The organism is Halomonas flagellata (assembly GCF_022487945.1).
GTDB lineage: Bacteria > Pseudomonadota > Gammaproteobacteria > Pseudomonadales > Halomonadaceae > Halomonas > Halomonas flagellata.
The window spans coordinates 1-713 of the sequence record NZ_JAKVPY010000091.1 but is presented as its reverse complement, the minus strand read 5'-3'; the positions used below and the strand labels follow the sequence as shown (position 1 = coordinate 713).

Genomic DNA, 713 nt, shown 5'->3' with positions numbered 1-713 from the left:
GCCCGCAACAGCGGCGAGAGCGGAGCCTGTTCAACGGTGCCGCCGCGCTCGCCGGCATCGCTGTCGCCGGCCTGCTCCTCAAGCACGGCCCCAACAGTGAAGTAGCTGATTGTCATCAGCGCATTGACGGCGTCCCCGGCCGAAAAACCCGCCTCGCAGAGGAAGCGAAGCTGCGCGTCGGCCGTTTCCATCTGCGGTGCGCCCGGTCGCGTGCCGGCATGGATGCGCGCGCCATCGCGGTAGGCGAGCAGCGCCTGCCTGAAGCTGCGGGCATTCCCGATCAGAAATGAGCGCCAGTCGTCGTCGGCTCTCGGCACCGAATGCGTATGATTCTCCGCCAGCATGGCTTCGGCCAGTGCGTCGAGCAGCGCCCGCTTGTTCCTGAAGTGCCAGTAAAGCGCCGGCTGCTGAACCCCCAACCGTTCCGCCAGTTTGCGTGTCGTCAGACCGTCTACGCCGACCTCGTGCAACAGGTCCAGGGCGGCACGGATCACTGTATTCGGCTGCAACTTTGTCATGCTTGACACTTTATCACTGATAAACATAATATGTCCACCAACTTATCAGTGATAAAGAATCCGCGCGTTCAATCGGACCAGCGGAGGCTGGTCCGGAGGCCAGACGTGAAACCCAACAGACCCCTGATCGTAATTCTGAGCACTGTCGCGCTCGACGCTGTCGGCATCGGCCTGATTATGCCGGTGCTGCCGGGC

Annotated in this window: 1 protein-coding gene; it reads right to left on the bottom strand. The window is 62.4% G+C overall.

Annotation, left to right across the window (positions count from 1 at the left end):
• Positions 1–518 (bottom strand): tetracycline resistance transcriptional repressor TetR(A) (gene tetR(A) / locus MKP05_RS21255; RefSeq protein WP_240570137.1); only part of this gene is annotated, 518 nt, incomplete at its 3' end.
• Positions 519–713 lie beyond the last annotated feature (195 nt).